This is a genomic window from Sphingobacteriaceae bacterium, from assembly GCA_016715905.1.
Lineage (GTDB): Bacteria > Bacteroidota > Bacteroidia > B-17B0 > Aurantibacillaceae > Aurantibacillus.
The window spans coordinates 213,232-231,269 of sequence record JADJXI010000007.1 but is presented as its reverse complement, the minus strand read 5'-3'; the positions used below and the strand labels follow the sequence as shown (position 1 = coordinate 231,269).

Below are 18,038 nucleotides of genomic sequence, written 5' to 3'. Positions count from 1 at the left end.
GAATTAAATTCTTGGTTTTTTATATTTCAATGGGTGAGAGCCCGATTTCAACCCTGCGCTGATTTATATTTATTTTATCGACTACAGTAGAAATAGTACGTGCTTTATTAATCAAATCAACGGATGAGAGTGTTCCGAATATTTGTACTCCATGTTCAATAATGGACTTTCTATCTACTAAAATAGCATAAAGTTCAGCGTTTAAATTCCCCTTTTTAACTGCATCTTCCATGATGCTTAAGTATTTGTTTTGCGTTGTTAAATCAGAATTCTGGATAGTAGTAAATAAAGTGTAATTATTTTGCGCCCCAATTCTGTCGGGGCCTAACCAGCCATGTTGATCAATTAATTGACAGACTACTTCCAGATTTTTATTTTCTAATTCTAAAAATTGATCAAAATAGGATTTAGCCTCAATAGAGTTTGGGCCATTTTCAGTAATTATGGTACTCAATATGTTTCTTGAATTTTGTCTGGAGCGTTCAATTTCTTGTAAAATAATTGAGGCTTTATTGTTTACGTCTAATTGATGATGTTGAAGTATTTCTTCTTTATATTTTTGATTTTCTGCTAAAGTATACCCGGGTTGATTAATTAATGTGTTTTGTTCTTTTTCATGCAATGCTATGATGCTGAAAAATAAAATTAATGCCAGGATGGAAAAAATGAATATGAATTTTTTATGCATGCTTATATTCATGTGAAATTAAGCAATGGTGAGAATTGCAGTAAAAAGAATTAATGATTTTTAGAAAGTTTAACAGGGTTAATCAAAGATTTTACCCGGATTTAAAATTTGATTGGGGTCAAATGCAGTTTTAATATTTTTGAAAAGTGCTAAGTGCCCCGGACTAAACATGATGTTCATATAATCTTTTTGTACAAGGCCAATTCCATGCTCTCCACTTATTGTTCCGCCCAAGGATTTACATAATTCAAAAATTTCGCGTATGCCTTTTGGCACTTCCTCGCTCCAGGCCTTATCACTTAATGATCCTTTAATAATATTTACGTGCAAGTTTCCATCTCCTGCATGTCCGTAGCAAACAGATTGAAAACCGTATTTTTCACCAATTGATTTTACGCCACGTAATAGTTTGGGTAATTCAGCACGTCTAACCACGGTATCTTCTTCTTTATAAATACTGTTGCTTTTAACCGCTTCGCCTACTTTTCTTCTGATTTTCCAAAGCGCGGCTTTTTGTTCGGCTGACTCGGCAAATAATATTTCATCTGAATGATGTAATTGGGTAACAGTTCCAATTGTTTCGCAATCTTTCATCAAAATATCCATATCATTTCCATCTACTTCTACCAACAGGAGAGCTTTCCATTCCGGATGAATACTAAAATTCACTTCACCGGCAAACTTAATGCTCCAGTCGATTGCATCTTTTTCCATAAATTCCATTGCACTTGGAGTAATTCCGGCTTTAAAAACAGAAGCCACGGCAGCGCAGGCATCTTCCGGGTTTTTAAATGGAATCAACATAAGCAAATCATGTTTAGGAAGTGGAATTAATTTAAAAACGATTTTGGTAACTATACCTAAGGTACCTTCGCTTCCAATCATTAAATGGGTGAGGTTATATCCGGTACTGTATTTAAGTGTATCCGCCCCGGTCCAAATAATATCACCGTTAGCTAATACTACTTCCAGATTTAAAACATAATCCCGGGTTGTTCCGTATTTAACTGCTTTGGGCCCACCACTACTATGCGCAATATTGCCACCTAAGCTACAACTACCCCAACTGGCAGGATCGGGTGGATAAAACAAGCCCAGCTTTTTTACTTCTTCCTGAAAGACATAATTAATTACACCCGGTTCAACAGTAGCCTGCAAATTTCTCTCGTCAATATTCAATATTTTATTGAATTTCTCCATGCTCAGCAATACGCCACCAAATACCGGAAGCGCAGCTCCGCTTAATCCGGTGCCGGCACCACGAGTGGTTAATGGTATGCGGTTTGTGTTACAATAAGAGGCTATCGCCGAAACTTGAGCGGTAGTTTGTGGTTTTACTACAATTTCTGCATGATAAATTAAATCTTCTGTTTCATCTTGTCCGTATTTCTCCAGTTGATCCAAATCATTGCTTATATATTCAGCACCGCAAATTTTTTTTAAATCGGCAAAGGTTATTGACGTTGCTTTGTTATAATTATGGTTTAACATCTCAGGATTAATTGTATAAATGTAATAATTTTGATTTGATAGAAGTCGAGAAATTTGTTTATAAATTCACATACGCACGAGCAATTGTATGATGCAACGATAGAATTAGTAAATGTTTCCGTTTATGAAAAGAATTTACCCAAATATTTTTCATACGGCATTCATCCCTGGAATATTAAAACTGACACTTACAAAGATGAATTATTTGAATTAGAGAGAAAAGTAAATGAGGCTAGATGTATTGCAATTGGCGAATGTGGATTAGATAAGTTGAGCGATGTTGATTTTAAATTACAAACTTTGGTATTTAATGAGCAAATTAGGATAGCTAATAAAGTAAAAAAACCGATGATTATTCATTGTGTTAAAGCATTTAATGAATTAATAAACTGCCTTAACTTAAGTGATAACAGTGTGCCTATTATTGTTCACGGCTTTAATAATAACGAAAATATTGCCCGTGTACTTCAAACACATGGTTTGTTATTTTCCTTTGGTAAAGCACTCTTAGGATATGAATCCAATGCTTCAAAAATTATAAAAAAAGTAGGACGAAAGAATTTTTTATTAGAAACAGATAATGATGATATATCAATAAAATATATTTATAAAAAAGCCGCTGAAATATTATGCATTGAAGAGGAAATTCTAAAAATGCAGATACAAAGTAATTTTGAAACAATTTTTAAAGTAAAAAAGTAATATGGATAATAAATGGATGGAGAGAACTGCTCTTTTGGTTGGTCAAAAAGGATTGGATAAATTAATGAAGGCGCATGTTTTGATTGTTGGTTTAGGAGGAGTTGGTTCTTATGCCGCCGAAGCCATTGCCAGAACAGGTATAGGTAAAATTACAATTGTTGACGGGGATGTAGTAGATCCAACAAACAGAAATAGGCAGTTACAGGCGCTGGCTACAACGCACGGAATGAGCAAAGCCAAATTAATTCATGATAGAATTAAAGCAATTAATCCGGAGGTTGAAATAAATTCGATAGATACATTTATGACACCGGAAGCAATGAAAGAATTGCTTGAACAAAAATTCAGTTACATCATTGATGCGATAGATAGCATAACACCAAAACTTTATTTAATATCAACCGCGTATTGGAATAATCAGAAATTAATTTCTTGTATGGGAGCAGGTGGAAAGATGGATCCAACTCGAATTGAGGTAACTGATATTTCCAAAACCCACACCGATCCATTAGCGCAGTATGTTAGAAAACGATTGCGATATATGAATATATACAAGGGTGTTAAATGTGTTTATAGTAATGAGTTACCTGCAAAATATTCAATTATGCATACCGATGGCAGTAAGTTTAAAAAGTCAGCATATGGTACCATATCTTATTTACCGGCCGCTTTTGGTTTAACTTGCGCATCAGTTGTAATACGCGAAATTTCGGGTTGGAAAGAGGTAAAGTACTAAGAGTGAAGGATGTTCAGAAGAAATAGAAGCATAAACATCAACAGAATTTGATAAGACAAATGCTTATCGAAGAAGGCAATACTCAGTAACTGTGTAAATTTACTCATGCTATTAGGGTTTTTGCTCAACTAAGTTAATATCACAAAAAGCCTTTGTCAATACCGCTCAGCCTTAATTTTTAATTATTCGATGAATGAAGCATATTTTATCATGAATAAACAAGATGAACAGTCCTATTTGAAATGAATCCTAAAAATTCAGCGTATTCAGATTTTTGAAGCCAGCAAAGTTAAAGTTTATAGAACTTTATAAGTCGGATTTGATCTTGCGTTTCAATTTTCAGAAAGTAAATGCCGGGTGGCCAGTTTTGAATATTAATTTCCTTATTTCTTTCTTTTGAATTATGTTGTTCTTTCCAGGTGTTTTTAGAATAAATACTTTTTCCTAAAAGATCTAACACAGAAATACTTTTTACCTCGTCTGCATCAATATATAAATATTCCGAAGCCGGATTTGGATAAACGCTTATCACATTGTTTTCATTATTATTTAATGGTAGAAATGTACATGGCGACACGGATTGTGTAATGGTAACGGTTTTCACACATCCTCCATTGGAACCAAATGCTGTATATGTGGTGCTTACGCCCGGAGAAACAGCAACAGCGGTTCCGGTTAAATTTCCAGGGCTCCAAGTGCAATTGGTAATACCACTTGCATATAAGGTGGCGGTTTCACCGGCACAAATTAAAGCGATACTTGTTGATACACTAAAAGCGGGTAGGGGAGTTACCGAAACTCCAATAACGGTTCGCGTTGGACTCTTAGCGCAAGTGAAAGCTTCGGCGTAAAAATTATACGTCCCTAAACTTAGTGTGGGCGTTATGAACGTGGTGCCTGTTCCAATACTTATAGTTCCGTTTGGCGATGAATACCAGTTAATCATCCCGCTTCCGATAACACTTAATGTTGCAGATTGTCCATTGCAAACATTTTGAAAAGCAGGTGAAGTGGTGTTAATGGGTGTTGCCGGAATTGCACAGAGTTTTTGAATAAAATAATCGTTGTATCCTCCGGCTATAACGGTAAATGTACCCGGGCCCGGATTAAAGTTTGCAGTGCCACCAAAGTAGCCACTGCTGATAATATTATTTAAAGTATCAACTGTTAAACTTTTGCCTATATCCGAATCCGTTCCGCCAAATTTAAGCGACCAAATATAATCTCCGGTTGAATTTAGCTTCAAGATAAAAACATCATTACTTCCCGAAGCAACTAAATTGGAAACCGGCGGACCCGGATCAAAATCAACACTACTTTGAAACGAACCAATGGTAATTACATTTTCACTTGTGTCCAGATAAATTGTATTTCCTATATCATCGTTAGTATTGCCAACTTTTTTTGCCCAAGCATAAGTACCGTTGGCATTTAATTTTGAAATAAAAACATCATTAATACCTAATGAAGTTAAATTAGCAATGCCGGGACCCGGATCAAAATCAGAGGTAGATTGAAAAGCTCCTGTGGAATATACATTACTAAATTGGTCAACTACTAAAGAATTACAATAATCTGAAAATGTACCACCCATTTTATTCGCCCATATAAAAGACCCCGATGCACTTAATTTGGTAATAAAAATATCTGTACTTCCATCTGAAGTCAAGTTATATACTCCAGCGTTAGGGTCCATATCAATATTCCCTGAAAAAAATCCTCCGATAAAAATATTATTTGATGCATCGTAACTAATTGTTTTGCCTGAACCGGTATTATCACCCCCAAATTGTTTGGCCCAAACAAAATTTCCGTTATTATCCAGTTTATTGATGAAAACATCAGCACTTCCAATAGGATTGATAATAAAAGTACCTGGCCCGGGATCATAATCTCCGGCACCCTGCGTAAAGCCGGTTGTATATACGTTACCTAAGTTGTCAACAGTTAATCCCTGGCCTACTTCATCTGCAGGTCCGCCTAGTTGTCTGGCCCAAACTAAATTTCCGGTACTATTAAATTTACACACAAAAACATCTTGGTTGCCTAATGCTGTTAAGTTAGTTGTGCCAGGCCCCGGATCAAAATCTGCTGTGCCCGTAAAATATCCACAAACGTAAACATTAGAAGAGTGATCTGTTTGAACGCAGTTGCCTTCACCGGTTCCGTTGCCTTCCAATTTGATTGCCCAATTTAAATTTCCATTAGCATCTAATTTATGCACGTAAATAGCATTGGTTGAAAGCGTGCTAAGGGTGTATGTTCCTATTCCCGGATCAAAATCAACTGTTCCTGAAAAAGATCCGGTGGTGATTAAATTACCGAATGAATCGTGCGTGATTGAGTTACTTACGTTAGTTCCGCCTGCACCAAAACCATGTGCCCAATTAAAACTTGGCGGTTGACTAAAAGAAAAAAGATTTATTATTAGTAAACTTAGTGAGAGTGAAAAATTATGAATTTTTTTTGGCAAGCGTTTCAAAACTAAAACAAAAATAGGTATAAAAAAACCTTTCACTACATAGGAAAGGTTTTTTTTATCAGCTAAAATTTTTATTTTAAAAGACTTACGTGTCCAACGTATTCTTTACGACCTTCTCCGTTTGAAGACTGAGCCTTTATTTTATACACGTAAACTCCATTTTCTGCGAATAAACCTTTTACGGTACCATCCCAACCCTTAGTTATTTCTTTTGTTGAATATATCAAACTTCCCCAACGATCATATATTTCCATACTATATCCTTCTGCCTTCATACCTACACCTTTCACGTTAAAGATGTCGTTTAGATTATCACCATTTGGAGTAAAGGTATTAGGAATGAAAATTGCGAACTCATCACGAACTTCGATTACTTTAAATAAAGTGTCTATACAACCTTTATCTGTAGTAGAAATCAATAAGAGCGGATAATCTCCAATCACATCATAAATTCGAGTTGGATTTTTCATCGAAGAAGTGTCATTTCCGGCATTGCCTCCTTTAACTCCGTCAAAATGCCATTGATATTGAACTACATTTCCTTTTGTTGAAGAAGGATAAAAAGTTACGTTATTGTTTGTAGTTGTAACTTGTACCGGATCGGATTCCAAAATTGTATTGGGTGTAGGATAAACATGTATAGGAGTTGGATACTCCCATAAATAGGTACATCCGTTCTTGCCTGTTGTTTTTATTTTTAAGCTGTATGTTCCTGCTTCATTAAAGCAATAATTAAAATCATCGGCTTGTAAAACAGTTCCTCCGCCAAAATCATAACTTATTTGCGAAGCTAGGGCTTGTGTTTTAGAATTAAAATTTAAACATAAGGGTTCGCAACCTTCGTGTTTGGTAAGATCCAATTGTGGCTCAGGAGCTTTATTCACATTCACTGTAAAAGACGCGCCAATGGTATAAAACGGACAAGCAATATCATATGCGGTTAAATTATAAATGGTTGTTCCTTGTGGGTGTCCATATTGTACACTTCCTGTTGGAGAACCTAACCATTGTTGTGGATTCCATACATAAGCGTAATTATGACTTCCGCCGGAAGCTCCGGCAATTAAAGCAATACTATCACCCTGACAAATTGTTTTATTGCCCGGTGTTTGAGTGAATGAAATAGGAGTTAACACATCAACTTGAGTTGTTCCCTTTGTTTTACATGGACCTAACATTACTTCTAAAGTATAGGTTCCTGCATAAGGCATTTGTATGGAAGGGATAACTAATAATTGATTGGTATTGGTATAATTATTTGGCCCTAACCATAAATAAGATGTTGCACCGGCAGGTGCGCTGATTGAATAGGTAGAATTAAAACAAAGTTGTTTGTATGGAATTAAATCTACCGGTATAATAGGATTCACTGTTACTTGTGTGGTATTTGAATTGTAACAAATTAAAGCTCCATTAGTATATGCTGTAAATACGGTATAAATTCCGGTTGCAGTTGTACCCGGCGCACCTAATATTGGGCTTGGGATATTAGAAGTAAATCCTGTTGTTGCACCCCAGCTATATGAAATCGCGCCTTGTGAACTGGATGTTAGATGCACATTATCCGGATAACAAACCATGGTAGGTGCATTAATTGCAATTGGTGCAACCGGAACTACATTCATTTGATTAAAACTGTTAATGGTACAACTTTTTGTTCCGATAGCCCATGTGGCCACAACGTTATAAACACCGGTATGAGAAGGAAGAACTCCTGGAATTGAAACGTTGTTACCTGAAGCGTTGAAGTTGTTTGGTCCTGTCCAATCAAATTGCAACGGCATTGGATTAGCAGTAGCTGACAAATTAGCCGTAAAACCTTCGCATATATTCGCGGGCATAGTTAGGGTAAGTGGAGATGTGGCAACTACCGAAACGTTAGATACTGCACTACTTGTACAAACTAATGGTATCCCCGGTGTTGAAAAAGTTGCCGTTGCTGTATAATCTCCATTTAAAACCGGAGTTGCATTTGGTAAAGTAGGATTTTGAAGAGTAGAGGTAAAACTGTTTGGCCCGGCCCAACTATATGACATTGGAGGAATTAAATTGTTTGCGTTTAAATTTAAAGCGTCACCCTGGCATAATGTATAATTAGGAGTTACTGTAACTTGATCTACAGGTACAACACTCACCTGCGTGGTGCCGCTGCTTGCGCAGCTTGGTCCGGCTGTAAAATTATTTGTAGCAACTAAACTATAAGTTCCTGTCATACTAGGTTGCGCATTAGCGATAACCGGATTTTGGAAACTTGATGTATAGGAATTCGGGCCGGTCCAGGCATAAGTTGTGTTTGTTCCGCCACCGCCTGCTAATAAATTAATTGCAGTACCTTGACAAATTGGGCTATTATTTGTTGGTGTAATAACCGGAGGTGTGTTCACTACTACCTGTACTGTGCCCGGAGGACATCCGGGGATAACATATGCAGAATACGTTGTAGTTACAGTTGGATTAACGGTTACTGATGTTGTACCTGTGGCCACTGTTCCTGTCGGGCTCGTCCAAGTCCAAGATGGTACAGCAGGCATTGGAGAAAATCGCCAAGATTCATTGGTAGTTGACCAGGCACCCGGGAAATTACGGGCAGGAGGTATAACGCCCACCGGAGTGGCGTTTTGAATTCCAACAATCCCCGCGCCACTATTCCAAGGACAACTTTGAGAAGTTTGAATATGAATTTCAATTACACTAGTTGATTCCATCAATTGTATTTGCATGGTTTCTCCTTGTCCGCCAATCATCCCGCAACTATAATAAGGAACATTTCCCCAATAAATTACAGCGGTTCTTGTTGGGGCCGTACCTGTTACATACCATCTGGCACTTGATCCACCCGCCATATTGATGTCTCTCCAAGGAGCTCCTATGTCATTAATTCTGTTTATTTGTATAATATTAGGCCATGGTGCACTAATCGGCCAAGGACAATAACCAACCGCGGTCGGATCAAAAGTTAATACACCATTAGAACCTGCAATAAAATTAGTAAACGTGTTACCGTAAAAACAAAAGTTGAAAGGTAAAGTTTGCTGAGCTCCCCAACAATCATCACAGTTTGAAACGGCAACGTTGCCACCGGTGAACGGTAATGGATTGTAAGGAATAGAAGAAACAGTATAACTGCTGGTATTAGCACCTAAAATGGGTGTATTACTGGCTGATAAGTTCGCCGATTGTCCCAAACAAATATTCACTTGTGGTCCGGTATTAAACTGGGCATCTACAGTAGGACAGCCAGCGCACTGTGCATTTAATTTATAGCTAAATGTTAGTGAGAGTATAAATAAAATATTTAATATTTTCTTCATGTTTTTTATTTTATTCAATGCGTATTATTTAAGATTTCCTAATTCAATTTCGTGAAACTTTTGTGGATTTAATAAATCCAATTCATCAATTAATTTAATTTGATCAGCATTTAAAATATTAAAATTAAAATCACCGGACACGTATTTAGCCGGATCGCAATAAACCTTTTCTTCATCATTTAAATTATACCATGTGCCTTCAGAAATATTCATGTCCTTACAAATTTCCATACTTAATGATCTCGACTTATAAGAATATCCTACGGCGTCGGAATACTTATTCTCTTTATAAAGTTTTACGGCAGTAAGTTGATATTTAATGGCCTTTTTTAATTGGGACTCAAATTGTGTGTTTTTTGAATAATACATTTCCTTCTCAATTTTTGCTAAAGCAATATGACTCCTACTTACAAATGTTCGAGCTTGCTCTCTGGTTTGAGATAAAGCTATAAATCCGCAAAATAAAAATGCGATAATTAATGCTTTCTTGGATGGAATTATAGATGATTTCATATTCTGAAAATTTTACAATTAGCTTCTTTTTTTCTAAAGTAAAATTACCAACTAATTCAAAATGTAGCCAATTTTTCACTCATTATTAAGTCATTTTCAGTAACTTAAAGTATAAGGCATTAGATAAAGCTTTGTGTTTTGGTTACTTAAAAACCAATGTTTGTCGATTTTAATCTTAATTCAGACGAAGAAAATATACATTTTGTTTATAACCGGTTTATTTTAAATGTTTACAATGCTTAAAACTTAAAAACTCACTCATTTAGTTTTAGTATTCACTTTTTTCTGTTTATAAACACCCGCAAAATATGATAATAGTCAATTTAAATCCGCGCAAGCCGATATAACTTGTTAGAATAATATACTAAATAATTAAAGATGAAATCAAAATTTGAAATTATTACCGGTAAAAATGAACAGTTTTATTTTCATTTAAAAGCGGAAAACGGAGAAATTATTTTAGCCAGTGAAGCTTACACAAGCAAACAAAGTTGTCAAAACGGAATTGAATCAGTTCGCCATAATGCATCAATCAGAAGTCAGTTTAAAGAACTTGTTTCAAAAGCAGGCGAGCCTTACTTTAATTTAGTAGCCTTAAACGGTGAGGTAATAGGTGTTAGCGAAATGTATTCTTCCGTGCAATCGAGAGATAAAGGTATAGAAGCAGTAATGCATTGTGCTCCGCTTGCAGAAGTACCGTGATTTTTTATTCCTTTTAAATTGATTAATTTTAAATGAATCAAATTTATAGGGATGAAAGCAGATGCATTTATAGGCAACAACGAAATTGTTCAAATTATTCAGAACTTAAAGCAAGAAGGAATACATCAAAAAGAATTTTCGGATGTCACGGATGGCATTCATCAGTACGTTGATTTAGTGATGGAAGGTGGTGGTGTTTTGGGTATTGCTTTAGCCGGTTATGTACATGTGTTGGAAGAAATGAATATTCGTTTTCTGCAATTGGGCGGCACATCGGCAGGAGCAATTAATACCATGTTGATGGCTGCGTCAGGCCCAATTCATGAAGCTAAAACAGGCTGGATATTAGAACAGATATGTAATAAAAATTTTTACGATTTTGTGGATGGCGATAAGGATGCCAAAAAATTTATTGAAGCTGTTTTGCAGGATGCCGGAAAATTGCAAATGGCTTTGAAAGGTGTTCAGGTAATAGATAATTTAAATAATGATTTAGGCTTGAATCCCGGTAATGAATTCAAAAGTTGGATAAAACAATTATTACACAGCAAAGGTATTGTAAGTTTGAAAGATTTACAGACTTTAAGAAAAACCGGACCACCAACCGGCTTGTATAATAAAATAAATAAGGAGGTGAAATATGGTCCGGAAGCCTATGAGCGCATTGTTATTGTAAGTGCGGATGTGACTACGGAGAGTAAAATTATTTTTCCGGAAATGGCCGAGCTTTTTTGGAGTGAGCCTGAAAATATTAACCCGGCTGAATTTGTAAGAGCAACCATGTCGATACCATTTTTCTTTTTTCCTTATCGTGTAAAAAGTATTCCGCAGGGTACAATAGCTAATGAAAAATGGAAAAAACACACTGGGTTTGAAGGGGTAATTCCTACTGAAGTGGCATTTGTAGATGGAGGAATCATGTCTAATTTTCCAATAGATATTTTTCATGAACACCGAAAGATTCCGGAAAGCCCAACGTTTGGCGTAAAATTAGGAGTAGATAGATCGGAGACAAAAAAAACGGATAAAATATTTTCATTCATCGGTGCCATGTTTGATTCGGCACGCCATGTTCACGATTATAATTATTTATTTAAAAATCCGGATTTTAAAAAACTGATTTGCGTAATTAATATTGGTCATCATAATTGGTTGAATTTTAATATTAATGACCAGGATAAAATTGATTTGTTTGTGCGCGGTGCCAAAGATGCCGCCAAATTTTTAAGAGAATTTAATTGGCCACAATATAAAGAATTGAGAAAAGGTACGGTGATAATGCACAATACCTTAAATAAGGATTCGATAACTTAGCTTTGAATTATTTTATATCGTTCAAAACATTCGTACTCTCGTGTACATAAATATCTTTGGATAAATTTATTGCCCAGCGATTTTCTCTTCCCAAACGGGTTGTATCTACGGCCCATTTATCTTTATCCACTTGCGTTAAAGTAGCATTGAAGCCTTTAATTTCTTTTCTTAAATCCTCATACTTTTTAGCCTGAGCCCTATATTGCTTTTGTTCTTGACGGAATTTATTAATATTTAAACTGTATTTACTATCGTCTTTTTTCAATTTTATTTCTTTGGATTGTTGTTCCAATAAAGCAAATTGTGAACTTTTTTTAATTCTGCTAGCTGAATTTTTCACCAATAACGGATAATTTAAAGTATTAAATTCGGAGTATACGGCTTTATTAATTTCATCCCAAGGCATTGGATTATCCAATTGTCTTTCCCCAACATCAATTAAACTATAAGGGTCAGGCAAATGTACATCGGGCTCTACACCTTTTAACTGAGTAGTGCCTCCATTAATACGATAAAACTTCTGATGCGTAATTTTTACCTGTCCCGCCGGTTTTATGGTATCAAATTGCGAAAATAAGGCATTATCTAAGTCCCAAAAAGATTGTACAGTTCCTTTACCAAAACTTGGTGTTCCAATAATCACGCCGCGTTTATAATCCTGAATGGCAGCCGCTAAAATTTCGCTGGCGCTGGCACTTCCATGATTAATCATGATGGCCAATGGACCTTCCCAGGTTATATCGGGATTTCTATCCGGATAAATAGTCACCATATTATTTTTACTTTTTGCCTGTACTACAGGTCCTAGTGAAAAGAACAATCCGGCCATATCAATTACTTCGGATAATGAACCTCCGCCGTTATCGCGTAAATCGAGTATTAATCCTTTGATGTTGTTGGCTTTTAATTTTTCTATTTCATCTTTCACATCTCTCGCGCAATGGCGGGCACCGTTTCGGGTGAAATCAGTATAGAAAGAAGGTAAATAGATATAACCGTATTTGTTTTTATTTTCAAGTATGGCGCTCTTTGCAAATGTTTCTTCAATAGCAACCACATCTCTAACAATAGGAATCACTTTAATACTGTTATCACTTTTACGAACGGTTAATCGAACTTCAGTGCCTTTTTTTCCTTTAATCAATTCTATGGCATCATCCATATCCATGGTCGTTACATCAACCGGTTCACCTGCGCCTTGTGCAACTTTAATGATATCATCTCCGGCTTTTAATTCGCCTTGTTTAAAACTCGGACTTCCCACAATTATTTCACTTACACGTAAAGCACCATCTTTACTTTGTAAACGGGCTCCAATTCCTTCAAACTGTCCGCTCATCATCTGATCAAATTTCTTTTTTTCGCGGGGCGCAAAATATTCAGTATGCGGATCGTAAACGCCGGTTAGGGCATTGGCGTATTGTGCAAAACGATCTTTAGAAGAAATTTTGCTATAAAATTTAAAATAATCCTGACTCCATTTTTTGGTTTTGCGGCGGGCATCCACTTCAATAGAATCAATGGTTCGAACTTTATAAGCGGTGTCTTTTTTCTCTATCGCTTTTTCCTGTTTTTCAAGCATATCATCCATTCTGGCAATAATCTGATACTTTAACATTTTTCTCCACTCATTTTTTAAATCGGCTTCCGTAGCTGAAAATTCAAGTTTTTTATAATCCGTTTCATATTCTTCATCTACATTTAAATCCATAGGAGCAGAAAGAATTTCTTCGGCCCATTTTTCCTTTTCCTTAATTCTTTTTTCAATCAACTCCACAGATAATTTAAAAAAATCCTGACGCTGATTATTAATCTGATCATCAATTTCTTTTTTAAATTTATTTAAGTTATCCACATCCGATTTCAGTAAGAATTTTTTTTCGCGATCTAAGCTTTTCATATATAAATCGTAAACCTTTTCGCTAAAAGCATCATCTATAGAAATACTACTATAGTGGTGAGTTTCTAAGGCATCCAACAAAACGCTAAAAATGATATCGTTTTTATCAAGAGCATATCGTAGAACAGTAAAAGAGCTTATGGATAAAGTCAGTAATACTAAAAACGACTTGTATTTTATTTTTTTGAGGAACTTAATCATATATACAAATTTAAATTCTATAACGCAATAATCATACTTAATAACCAAGAGTTTTTAAGTTTAAGACTAAAAACATGTTTAAATATTGTTAAATCAAATTTCAAGCCTATCGTTATATTTACCTAAATAATAAGTTAATAAAAAATGATTGAATTTACAAGGGCTGAGCTCACCCATTTTGCGGTACATATCGTTGGTAATAACGGTTTAGGTGAGGAAATGGTGTTAAGTGAAAATTTATTTGAAGCTAAAGATGATTTTATAAAAGAAACGCTATTTAGGTATTTTACTGGTCCGTTTAAAACAGATATTTATTATCAGTTCAAAAAAACGCATGATATTAACTTAAATCCGGTAATGGAAGTTTGTGAAGAAATGTTTTCTTCGCCAAAATCATTTTTAAAACAGTCGCAAAAAGCAGCTAAACATTTGTTTAAACAAAGCACGCATCCTAAAATAAAAGGAGGTGAATTTTATGTAGCTTATTTTAAAGATGTGCTGGTAGATGCAGAGCTATGTGACGCAGTTGGTTTTTTTAAATCAGAAAATAAAGAAACCTTTTTAAAAGTATTTGAACAAAACGGGAATGTTGATATTGCATGCGAAAACGGAATAGATATTAATAAGTTGGACAAAGGTTGTTTAGTTTATAATTTGGATAGCAAAAAAGGATACAAAATGAGTGTTATTGATACCAATAACCGAAATGCCGAAATTGCTATGTATTGGGAATTAGACTTTTTAAATGCAGAACTAAAAGCTAATGCTTATTTCCACACCATGAATTTTATGGAAGCTTCGCGTGGATTTTGCGAGGAAATATTAGTTGAATCAAACAATGTGGCTAAACAAGATCAAATGATGATGTTGAATAAAGCAACAGGATATTTTAAAGAAAGGGATCAGTTTAAAATGAAAGATTTTGAGAAGGAAGTGTTGGAGCAACCGGAATTAATTTCAGCTTTTAGAGATTATAAAAAAGATTTTAATAACCGATTTGATTTAACCGATATTGAAGAATTTGAAGTTTCGCCTACTGCGGTTAAAAAAAATCAAAAGTATATGAAAAGCGTGGTTAAACTAGATAAGAATTTTCATATTTATATTCATGGTCGACATGATTATGTGGAGCGGGGGTATGATGAAGAAAATGGATTGAAGTTTTATAAGTTATATTATGTGAATGAAACCTCTTAAGTTAAAATAAAAATTAACTTTGTAATTAAATTGATACTACTATACATTGAATTTTGATGATTTTAAGCTGGAAGCAAACCTATTAGAAGGTTTATACAGCATGGGTTATAAGCAAGCAACGCCCATTCAACAACAAGCTATACCCATTATACTCGAGCGGAAAGACATTATTGGCTGTGCACAAACCGGCACAGGAAAAACAGCAGCGTATTTATTGCCCATTATTAATCAAATAATTTTGGCGAAACATCGGCATTTAAATGCTTTGATTATTGCACCAACGCGCGAATTAGTTTTACAAATCGATCAACAGATTGATGGTTTAGGCTATTTTTGTGGAGTAGGTAGTATTGCCATTTACGGAGGTAACGATGGAATAACCTGGGAAAAACAAAGACATGCGCTGGAAGAAGGAGCTGATATTATTTGCGCAACTCCCGGTCGTTTGATTGCTTTGTTACAGTCTGGAAAAATAGATTTCAGTAATTTACAGCATTTAGTTTTAGACGAGGCCGATCGGATGATGGATATGGGATTTATTGATGATTTAAAAACAATTATCAATTACCTTCCTAAAAACCGTCAAACCATTATGTTTTCGGCAACCATGCCTCCGAAAATAAGAAAATTAGCCGGTGAAATTTCTAACAACCCTGTTCAAATTAATATTGCTATTAGTAAACCGGCAGAAAGAATAGTTCAGTTGGCTTATGTGGTTTATGACAATCAAAAAGATGATTTGCTAAAGGAAATTCTCAGTAATCCAGATTATACTAGTGTAATAATATTTTCTTCAACAAAAGACAATGTGAAATTGCTTGATAAAAAGTTGAGAGGTTTACCCGGAGGGGTTAGGGCATTTCATTCAGACTTGGAGCAAGCAGAACGGGAAGAAATAATGCGTGAATTTAAATCCAAAAAATTGAGAATACTAATTGGAACAGATATTCTATCGCGCGGTATTGATGTGGAAGATATTAGTTTGGTTATTAATTACGATGCGCCACCTGACCCTGAAGATTATATCCATCGAATCGGAAGAACTGCTCGCGCTTCAAAACCCGGAGTTGCAATAACGTTTGTGAATCAACGCGATCAATTAAAATTCTTTCAAATTGAAAGTTTAATGGGTGTTGACGTAGAAAAACCAACTTTACCAACACAATTGGGAGAAGGACCCAAATATGATCCGGAAGCTTACAAAAACAAAATGAATAGCCATAATAATAAATCTAAATCCGGAGGTAAATCATTTAGTAAGCCATTTCATAAAAAAAAGCGATAAAAACACTTTTTTTACAGACAAATAATACTTTTTTAATGTTAAAATGCTTTTAGAATTTTTATTTTAGAAGGCTGAGTTGTAAATTTATTTTCACTTTGCATTTTAAAATGCCATTTATTCATAAAGAAATAGAAACCGAATTTTTTAAAACAAATGTTTTAGAGGAAGGTATATTAGAAAACTTCATTAAAGAAGGTGTCCATTTTGATGCAAAAAAAGCCTGGGAACTTAAAAAGGCTAATTTGGAGTTGGCAAATGGCGAAAAATATGTGGTATTACTTCAAGCGGGATACTTAGCGGATATAACAAAAGATGCTCGAGAGGCTGTTTCGTCATCGGAATATTTAATGTCTACCAAAGCAAAAGCTTTATTAGTAACATCAATGGGACAAAAAATTATGGGTAATTTTTATTTATCAATCAACAAGCCGGTTATGAAAACAGCCGTATTTTCTGAACGAGAAAAAGCGATTGAGTGGCTGAGAAAACAGCTTTAATTTTTTTCTTTTTGTCCTTCCAAAAATTTCCGAATTAAATAATGGCCTAAATAAATTAAAGGAATTAATGCAATTGCTAAAATTAATTTGAACGAATAACCCCAACCGGCATTCACCATAAATTCATCAAAAGCCCATTTGCCGGGTAATACAAATGCAACATATTGTACAATAAAAGTATCTACCAACTGACTTACCATTGTACTACCGGTTGCTCTAAGCCAAATCATTTTATTACCGGTTTTCTTTCTAAACAACCAAAATATATATACATCTACCAATTGAGAAGTAAGAAATGCCAATACGCTTCCAATCATTATCCATTGACTTTGGCCAAATACGATTCTAAAATGGGTATCACCAACCGGACTAAATCCAACAGCCGGAAGCTCAATGGAAATAGAAACTAAAACAAACATGTAAATTATTAATCCTACTGTTATATACGTAAGTCGGCGAACTCCGACTTTGCCATAATGTTCATTAATAAGATCTGTTAAGATGAAAACAACAGGCCATAAAATAATACCAATACTTTGTGTAAATAATCCAAAAAACTGAACCAGTTTTCCGCCAATCAATTCCGCTACAATGGCATTAGTAATAAAAAAACCAGCCAGTATAATGAATACTAAATCTTTTCTTTTTCTAAAATCCATTATTTTTTAATGATAAAAAATCCGGAAATACAGAGAAATAATGTTACTGCAATGTTTGCGATAATCCAAAAATATTGCTGTTGCTTTAAGAGTAAATAATTTTCATATCCAAAAGTAGAGAAGGTGCTTAAGCCGCCGCAAAATCCTGTTAGTATTAATAGTTTAAGTGTGTTTTCATTGGGTTTTCCAAGTATTGCATTTAACGAAATTGCAAAAATTAAACAGGCTATAACATTGGATACAAGCGTTGCAATTGGAAGTTTTAGGCCTGTAAACTGTACTGTTGTTCCAATAAAATATCTTAACAAAGACCCAAATCCACCCCCGATAAAAACCATTAAATAATTCATATAACACTGG

Annotated in this window: 15 protein-coding genes; 7 read left to right on the top strand and 8 right to left on the bottom strand. The window is 34.9% G+C overall.

Going from position 1 to position 18,038, the window contains the following annotated elements; all coding sequences use genetic code 11:
- Positions 1-19 precede the first annotated feature (19 nt).
- Both IPM51_11305 and IPM51_11300 read right to left on the bottom strand, forming a co-directional pair.
- On the bottom strand, positions 20-688 hold the full coding sequence (locus IPM51_11305) for a hypothetical protein (protein MBK9284886.1): 669 nt from the start codon (positions 686-688) through the stop codon (positions 20-22).
- A 78-nt stretch (positions 689-766) separates the two neighbouring features.
- Complete coding sequence (locus tag IPM51_11300) at positions 767-2,179, bottom strand: FAD-binding protein (GenBank protein ID MBK9284885.1); 1,413 nt, start codon at positions 2,177-2,179, stop codon at positions 767-769.
- Between the two features lie 54 nt (positions 2,180-2,233).
- On the opposite strand from IPM51_11300, the gene IPM51_11295 reads away from it, so the two are divergent.
- On the top strand, positions 2,234-2,881 hold the full coding sequence (locus IPM51_11295; protein ID MBK9284884.1) for a TatD family hydrolase: 648 nt from the start codon (positions 2,234-2,236) through the stop codon (positions 2,879-2,881).
- A gap of 1 nt (position 2,882) precedes the next feature.
- Positions 2,883-3,617, top strand: coding sequence for a tRNA threonylcarbamoyladenosine dehydratase (locus IPM51_11290; GenBank protein MBK9284883.1), 735 nt, complete (start codon positions 2,883-2,885; stop codon positions 3,615-3,617).
- A 289-nt stretch (positions 3,618-3,906) separates the two neighbouring features.
- Here the strand turns inward: IPM51_11290 and IPM51_11285 are convergent, their stop codons facing one another.
- The 3 genes from IPM51_11285 to IPM51_11275 form a co-directional block, all read right to left on the bottom strand.
- On the bottom strand, positions 3,907-6,090 hold the full coding sequence (locus tag IPM51_11285; GenBank protein ID MBK9284882.1) for an SBBP repeat-containing protein: 2,184 nt from the start codon (positions 6,088-6,090) through the stop codon (positions 3,907-3,909).
- Between the two features lie 80 nt (positions 6,091-6,170).
- Complete coding sequence (locus tag IPM51_11280; protein ID MBK9284881.1) at positions 6,171-9,410, bottom strand: gliding motility-associated C-terminal domain-containing protein; 3,240 nt, start codon at positions 9,408-9,410, stop codon at positions 6,171-6,173.
- Positions 9,411-9,434: 24 nt separating this feature from the next.
- Complete coding sequence (locus IPM51_11275) at positions 9,435-9,923, bottom strand: hypothetical protein (protein ID MBK9284880.1); 489 nt, start codon at positions 9,921-9,923, stop codon at positions 9,435-9,437.
- A 378-nt stretch (positions 9,924-10,301) separates the two neighbouring features.
- Between IPM51_11275 and IPM51_11270 the strand changes: the two genes are divergently transcribed.
- Positions 10,302-10,625, top strand: a complete 324-nt coding sequence (locus tag IPM51_11270) for a YegP family protein (protein MBK9284879.1) — start codon at positions 10,302-10,304, stop codon at positions 10,623-10,625.
- A 51-nt stretch (positions 10,626-10,676) separates the two neighbouring features.
- Positions 10,677-11,939 (top strand): patatin-like phospholipase family protein, encoded by a 1,263-nt coding sequence (locus tag IPM51_11265; GenBank protein ID MBK9284878.1) that lies wholly within the window; start codon positions 10,677-10,679, stop codon positions 11,937-11,939.
- 7 nt (positions 11,940-11,946) lie between these two features.
- Here the strand turns inward: IPM51_11265 and IPM51_11260 are convergent, their stop codons facing one another.
- Positions 11,947-14,040, bottom strand: a complete 2,094-nt coding sequence (locus IPM51_11260; protein ID MBK9284877.1) for a carboxy terminal-processing peptidase — start codon at positions 14,038-14,040, stop codon at positions 11,947-11,949.
- Positions 14,041-14,184: 144 nt separating this feature from the next.
- On the opposite strand from IPM51_11260, the gene IPM51_11255 reads away from it, so the two are divergent.
- From IPM51_11255 to IPM51_11245, 3 genes are all read left to right on the top strand, one after another.
- Positions 14,185-15,237, top strand: a complete 1,053-nt coding sequence (locus IPM51_11255) for a nucleoid-associated protein (protein ID MBK9284876.1) — start codon at positions 14,185-14,187, stop codon at positions 15,235-15,237.
- Between the two features lie 100 nt (positions 15,238-15,337).
- The gene (locus tag IPM51_11250) at positions 15,338-16,522 is read left to right on the top strand and encodes a DEAD/DEAH box helicase (GenBank protein MBK9284875.1); all 1,185 of its coding nucleotides are present in this window, start codon (positions 15,338-15,340) and stop codon (positions 16,520-16,522) included.
- A gap of 107 nt (positions 16,523-16,629) precedes the next feature.
- Positions 16,630-17,019 carry a hypothetical protein gene (locus IPM51_11245; GenBank protein ID MBK9284874.1) on the top strand — a complete coding sequence of 130 codons (390 nt, stop codon included), beginning with the start codon at positions 16,630-16,632 and terminating at the stop codon, positions 17,017-17,019.
- Here IPM51_11245 and IPM51_11240 read toward each other — a convergent pair.
- Together IPM51_11240 and crcB are read right to left on the bottom strand one after the other, a co-directional pair.
- On the bottom strand, positions 17,016-17,678 hold the full coding sequence (locus tag IPM51_11240) for a queuosine precursor transporter (protein ID MBK9284873.1): 663 nt from the start codon (positions 17,676-17,678) through the stop codon (positions 17,016-17,018). The two genes, IPM51_11245 and IPM51_11240, sit on opposite strands and share 4 nt — an antisense overlap.
- Complete coding sequence (crcB, locus tag IPM51_11235; GenBank protein MBK9284872.1) at positions 17,678-18,028, bottom strand: fluoride efflux transporter CrcB; 351 nt, start codon at positions 18,026-18,028, stop codon at positions 17,678-17,680. The genes IPM51_11240 and crcB overlap by 1 nt, the downstream gene beginning before the upstream one ends.
- Positions 18,029-18,038 lie beyond the last annotated feature (10 nt).

Coding starts and splice junctions, on each gene's coding strand:
- IPM51_11300 (MBK9284885.1), bottom strand. CDS start 2,179: ATGTTAAACCATAATTATAACAAAGCAACGTCAATAACCTTTGCCGAT.
- IPM51_11305 (MBK9284886.1), bottom strand. CDS start 688: ATGCATAAAAAATTCATATTCATTTTTTCCATCCTGGCATTAATTTTA.
- IPM51_11250 (MBK9284875.1), top strand. CDS start 15,338: ATGGGTTATAAGCAAGCAACGCCCATTCAACAACAAGCTATACCCATT.
- IPM51_11265 (MBK9284878.1), top strand. CDS start 10,677: ATGAAAGCAGATGCATTTATAGGCAACAACGAAATTGTTCAAATTATT.
- IPM51_11280 (MBK9284881.1), bottom strand. CDS start 9,410: ATGAAGAAAATATTAAATATTTTATTTATACTCTCACTAACATTTAGC.
- IPM51_11275 (MBK9284880.1), bottom strand. CDS start 9,923: ATGAAATCATCTATAATTCCATCCAAGAAAGCATTAATTATCGCATTT.
- IPM51_11260 (MBK9284877.1), bottom strand. CDS start 14,040: ATGATTAAGTTCCTCAAAAAAATAAAATACAAGTCGTTTTTAGTATTA.
- IPM51_11290 (MBK9284883.1), top strand. CDS start 2,883: ATGGATAATAAATGGATGGAGAGAACTGCTCTTTTGGTTGGTCAAAAA.
- IPM51_11245 (MBK9284874.1), top strand. CDS start 16,630: ATGCCATTTATTCATAAAGAAATAGAAACCGAATTTTTTAAAACAAAT.
- IPM51_11255 (MBK9284876.1), top strand. CDS start 14,185: ATGATTGAATTTACAAGGGCTGAGCTCACCCATTTTGCGGTACATATC.
- IPM51_11240 (MBK9284873.1), bottom strand. CDS start 17,678: ATGGATTTTAGAAAAAGAAAAGATTTAGTATTCATTATACTGGCTGGT.
- IPM51_11270 (MBK9284879.1), top strand. CDS start 10,302: ATGAAATCAAAATTTGAAATTATTACCGGTAAAAATGAACAGTTTTAT.
- crcB (MBK9284872.1), bottom strand. CDS start 18,028: ATGAATTATTTAATGGTTTTTATCGGGGGTGGATTTGGGTCTTTGTTA.